Origin of the sequence: Glycomyces dulcitolivorans (genome assembly GCF_003265355.1) — a bacterium.
Classification (GTDB): domain Bacteria; phylum Actinomycetota; class Actinomycetes; order Mycobacteriales; family Micromonosporaceae; genus Glycomyces; species Glycomyces dulcitolivorans.
In genome coordinates this window covers 1-5,442 of record NZ_QFRW01000183.1, presented here as the reverse complement: position 1 = coordinate 5,442, position 5,442 = coordinate 1, and the positions used below count along the sequence as shown (strand labels likewise).

Below are 5,442 nucleotides of genomic sequence, written 5' to 3'. Positions count from 1 at the left end.
CGCGGGCCCGCGCGGCGCGGGCCGCCGCACGCCCGCTCACCACGGCCGGGGTGCGGCCCGGGGCTGCGGGTAGTGTTGTCCCACGTGTCAGCGCCCAATCTCGTCAACCTCGAAACCGTCTCGAAGGCCTACCCCGACCAGGTCGTCCTCGACAAGGTCTCCCTCGGCATCGCCGCCTCCCAGCGCGTCGGCGTCGTCGGCCGCAACGGCGACGGGAAGTCGACGCTGCTGCGCCTCATCGCGCGCGCCGACGAGCCCGACTCGGGGCGCGTCGTCCACACCGGCGGCACCCGCGTGGCCGTCCTCGGCCAGACCGACGGCCTCGACGACGCCGCGACGGTGCGCGACGCCCTCTTCGGCGGCCTCGACGCCCACGAGTGGGCCTCCGACCCGCGCGTCCGCGAGATCCTCACCGGCCTGTTCGGCGGCCTCGACGCGCCCGTCCTGCCCGAGGGGCTCGACTCGCGGATCGGGGTCCTGTCGGGCGGCGAGCGGCGCCGCACCGACCTGGCGCGGGTCCTCACCGCCGACGCCGACCTGCTGCTCCTCGACGAGCCGACCAACCACCTCGACATCGAGGGCATCGCCTGGCTCGCCGGGCACCTGAACGCGACCCGCGCGGCGATCGTCGTCGTCACGCACGACCGGTGGTTCCTCGACGAGATCTGCGACCGCATCTGGGACGTCCAGCGCGGCAACGTGTTCGAGTACGACGGCGGCTATTCGGCGTACGTGCTCTCGCGCGCCGAGCGCGAGCGGCAGGCGAACGTCGCCGAGGAGAAGCGCCAGAACCTCATGCGCAAGGAGCTCGCGTGGCTGCGCCGCGGCCCCAAGGCGCGCACGTCGAAGTCGAAGTTCCGCATCGACGCCGCCAACGAGCTCATCGCGAACGAGCCGCCGCCGCGCGACACCGCCGAACTCGTCTCGTTCGCGACCGGGCGCCTGGGCAAGACCGTGTTCGAGGCCGTCGACGTCACCGTCAAGGCCGGGGACCAGACGCTCCTGGAGAACCTCGACTGGATCCTGGGCCCGGGCAAGCGGATCGGGCTCCTGGGCGTCAACGGCGCCGGGAAGACCTCGCTGCTGCGCACCCTCGCCGAGGCCATCGACGACAAGCAGCCGGCCAAGGGCCGCATCAAGGTCGGGCGCACCGTCAAGCTCGCGTGGCTGACCCAGCACATGGAGGACCTCGACGGGTCCTGGCGGGTCCTCGAAGCGATCGAGCTGGTGGCCAAGCGGGTCCAGTTCGGCAAGAAGGAGATGAGCGCCGGGCAGCTCGCCGAGCGCCTCGGGTTCGTCGGCGGCCGCCAGCGCACCTTTGTGCGGGACCTCTCCGGCGGGCAGCGCCGCCGCCTCCAGGTCGCGCGCCTCTTGATGGCCGAGCCGAACGTGCTGTTCCTCGACGAGCCGACGAACGACCTCGACATCGAGACCTTGACGCAGCTGGAGGACCTGCTCGACGACTGGGCGGGGACGATGGTCGTGGTCAGCCACGACCGGTACTTCACCGAGCGGGTCTCGGACGAGACGTGGGCGCTGCTGGGCGACCGGCGGCTGCGGATGCTGCCGCGGGGCGTCGAGGAGTACCTGGAGCGGCGCGGCGAGGTCGCCAAGGGCGCCAACGCGGTCGAGAGGCCCGCGGCCGCAGCGCAGGCGGCGGCGCCGAAGCCGTCGGGGGCGGTGGACCGGGCCGTGCAGAAGGAGCTGTCCAAACTGGAGCGGCGCCTGGAGAAGACCGACGAGAAGATCGCGGGGGTGCACGGGGAGATGGCCGAGTTCGCCACCGACCCCGCGAAGCTCGCGGAACTTCAGGGGCGGCTGTCGGCGCTGGAGTCGGAGAAGGACGAGATCGAGGAGCGGTGGATGGAGCTCGCCGAGTAGGCTTGGTCCCGTTGCGGCCCTAGACGATTCCCAGTCGAACGCTGGGAATCGCAGCGGATCACGGCTCCATAACGGAGCCAAACATCCTACCACTGTATTACGCCCCCATACCGGTTGGTAACCGACTCTTCATTCACTGATTTATGGGGGTCTTCCAGGGTCTTCACTTTATGTTGTGACTTCCCTAACCTCGGTTTGAAAGCCCGAAAGGGCCGGTTCCACCGAACTGTGTCTTCCGCACGGATGCGTCCCCATCTTTTCGCTTCGCGCGGTGAACAACTGAACCGAGAGGGAGTACCCCCCTATGACCGTCTCGCACCGTTCCGTCCGCCGAATATCAGCCGCAGCGCTCGCAGGCGCCGCGGCCGTCGGCACGATCACCTTCGGCGGCCTCGCCGCCCAGGCCGAGCCGCTCGGCGAGATCCAGAGCGCCGCCTCCGCCGACGTCGTCCCCGGCGAGTACCTCGTCGTCCTCGACGAGGACGCCTCGTTCTCGACGCAGGTCAAGAGCATCGAGGGCGGCGGCGCCGACGTCGTCCAGTCCTACGGCGAGGTCGGCGCGTACCTCGTCGAATCCTCTGAGGCGCAGGCGAAGGAGATCGCCGCACTCGACGGCGTCGCGTTCGTCGAGCCGAACGCGGTCGTCTCGGTCGCCGACGTGCAGACCGGCGCGACCTGGGGCCTGGACCGCATCGACCAGCTCGACCTGCCCCTGGACGGGGACTACGAGTACCTCGGCAACGGCTCGGGCGTGCACGCCTACATCGTCGACACCGGCATCAACGCCTCGCACACCGAGTTCACCGGGCGGGTCGGGGCCGGCTACGACTTCATCCAGAACGACTCGACCCCGCAGGACGGCAACGGCCACGGCACCCACGTCGCGGGCACCGTCGCCGGCACCACGTACGGCGTCGCCAAGAGCGCGACCCTGCACGCGGTCCGCGTCCTCGACAACGCCGGCTCGGGCACCACCGCCGGCGTCGTCAACGGCATCAACTGGGTCGCCGCCAACGCGATCGAGCCGGCCGTGGCGAACATGAGCCTCGGCGGCGGCTACTCGGCGTCGCTGAACAACGCGGTCGAGGCCGCCGTGGACGCCGGCGTGACCTTCGCGGTCGCCGCCGGCAACGAGGACCAGGACGCCTGCAACGTGTCCCCCGCGTCCGCGCCGTCGGCGATCACCGTGGCCGCCAGCGACGACACCGACACCCGCGCCTACTTCTCCAACTACGGCTCGTGCGTCGACGTGTTCGCGCCCGGCGTGGACATCACCTCCGCGTGGTACTCCTCGAACACCGCGACCAACACGATCTCCGGCACCTCGATGGCCTCCCCGCACGTCGCGGGCGCCGCCGCGGTCTACCTGGGGCTCAACCCGAGTGCGACCACCGACGACGTGGCCGAGTGGATCACCGGCAACGCCGCCGCCGACCGCGTCTCCGACGTCCAGGGCAGCCCGAACCTGCTGCTGTACACCGGGACCGAGGACGGCGGGGGCACCGACCCCGAGCCGAGCGACTGCACCGGCACCAACTCCACCGCGACCGCGATCGCCGACCGGGCCACCGTCAACTCGACCCTGGCGCTCACCTGCGACGGCGCCGCCAGCGCCACCAGCACCGTCGCCGTGAACATCACGCACACGTGGCGCGGCGACCTCGCGATCTACCTGATCGCCCCCGACGGGACCAGCTACACGCTCAAGACCTCCTCCAGCGGCGACTCGGCCGACAACGTCATCGCGACCTACACGGTGAACCTGTCGAGCGAGGCCTCCACGGGGACGTGGACGCTGCGGATCGCCGACGCCTACTCCGGGGACTCCGGCACCTTGAACAGCTGGACCCTCGCGATCTGATTCCCCCGACAACTGAATAGCGGGAGCCGGACGGGCCCTCCCCGTCGGCCGCAGCGCAGGACACCGCGACCTGGAGCCGTCGCACCGTCCCGGCAGTTGCGCGACCGGGCCCTCCGGCACCCGCCCCCGAGACTCGGCGTCTATGGTCCACTCCGGACCGGCGACCCCGAATCCGGTCCCCGCAGTTCCCACACTCCCGTCCCGGCAACGGACGCGCCGGGACCACCCGAAGGGATCGAATGTCCATGTCACCCATCAGAAAGAGGATGAGCGCCGCAGCGGCGCTCACCGCCGCGGCGCTGACTGCGCTCGCGTTCACCGCCACCTCCGCCGAAGCCGAGCCGAAGTACGGCTCGATCCTCGGCGACGACGCCGCCGGCGCCATCGCGGGCGAGTACATCGTCGTCCTCGAAGACGACGCCTCGTTCTCGACGCAGGTCAAGAGCGTCGAAGGCGGCGGCGCCGATGTCGTCGAGACCTACAAGGGCGTCGACGCGTTCCTCGTGGAGTCGACCGAGCTCGAAGCCCGGGAGATCGCCGCGCAGGACGGCGTCGCGTTCGTCGAGCAGAACGCCGCGTTCACCACCCAGGCCACGCAGACCGGCGCGACCTGGGGCATCGACCGCATCGACCAGCGCGCACGGCCGCTGTCGGGCACCTACACCTACAACTACACCGGTGCGGGCGTCCACGCGTACATCGTCGACACCGGCATCAACGCCTCCCACTCCCAGTTCACCGGGCGGGTCGGCGCGGGCTACGACTTCATCCAGAACGACTCGACCCCGCAGGACGGCAACGGCCACGGCACCCACGTCGCCGGGACCGTCGGCGGCACCACCTACGGTGTGGCCAAGGGCGTCACGCTCCACGCGGTGCGCGTCCTCGACAACGCCGGCTCCGGCACCACCGCCGGGGTCATCTCCGGCATCAACTGGGTCCGCACCAACGCCATCAAGCCGGCCGTGGCCAACATGAGCCTCGGCGGCGGCTACTCGGCGTCGCTGAACAACGCGGTCGCCTCGGCGGTCACCTCCGGCGTCACCTTCGTGGTCGCGGCCGGGAATTCTGCCGCGAACGCCTGCAACTACTCGCCGGCCTCGACCCCGTCTGCCATCACCGTCGGTGCGACCACCTCGACCGACGCCCGCGCCAGCTACTCGAACTACGGCTCGTGCGTGGACATCTTCGCGCCCGGCTCGTCGATCACCTCGGCGTGGTACACCTCCACCTCCGCCACCAACACCATCTCGGGCACCTCGATGGCCTCCCCGCACGTCGCGGGCGTGGCCGCGCTGTACCTCCAGGCCAACCCGAGCGCGTCGCCGTCCGCGGTGACCAGCTGGATCACCTCGAACGCCACCACCGGCGTCGTGACCAGCCCCGGCAGCGGCAGCCCCAACCGGCTGCTCTACACCTACCTGTAACCCCGTGAGCGGCCCCGGCCGCTGACCAGGACGGGCCGAAGCCCTGCGCGCCACCGGCGCGCGGCGCCTCGGCCCGTTCGTCTATTTGGGACGCTTAGCGGTAGTTGGCCATTCACTGATCTATTAATCCGGTACGGACCCTTTACACGATTTGTTCTCTCGTTTAGGCTCACTGCCAGGGTCTGACGGCCCGTCGCACGGCCGCAGCGCCCGGACGGGTGACGCGGACCGGGCCGAGGGGGCCCGGTCCGCGCTTCGCCGCCCGCGGCCGGT

General features: G+C 70.6%; 3 protein-coding genes. All 3 read left to right on the top strand.

The features are described 5' to 3' along the window. Window positions 1–84: 84 nt before the first annotated feature. The 3 genes from DI269_RS13925 to DI269_RS13915 all read left to right on the top strand — a co-directional run bounded on the left by DI269_RS13925 (window position 85) and on the right by DI269_RS13915 (window position 5,169). A complete protein-coding gene (locus DI269_RS13925; protein ID WP_198667423.1) occupies window positions 85–1,881 on the top strand; it encodes an ABC-F family ATP-binding cassette domain-containing protein in 1,797 nt (598 codons plus the stop codon). 304 nt (window positions 1,882–2,185) lie between these two features. Then, on the top strand, window positions 2,186–3,742 hold the full coding sequence (locus DI269_RS13920; RefSeq protein WP_112136813.1) for a S8 family serine peptidase: 1,557 nt from the start codon (window positions 2,186–2,188) through the stop codon (window positions 3,740–3,742). 266 nt (window positions 3,743–4,008) lie between these two features. After that, the gene (locus DI269_RS13915; protein WP_198667422.1) at window positions 4,009–5,169 is read left to right on the top strand and encodes a S8 family peptidase; all 1,161 of its coding nucleotides are present in this window, start codon (window positions 4,009–4,011) and stop codon (window positions 5,167–5,169) included. Window positions 5,170–5,442: the final 273 nt, after the last annotated feature.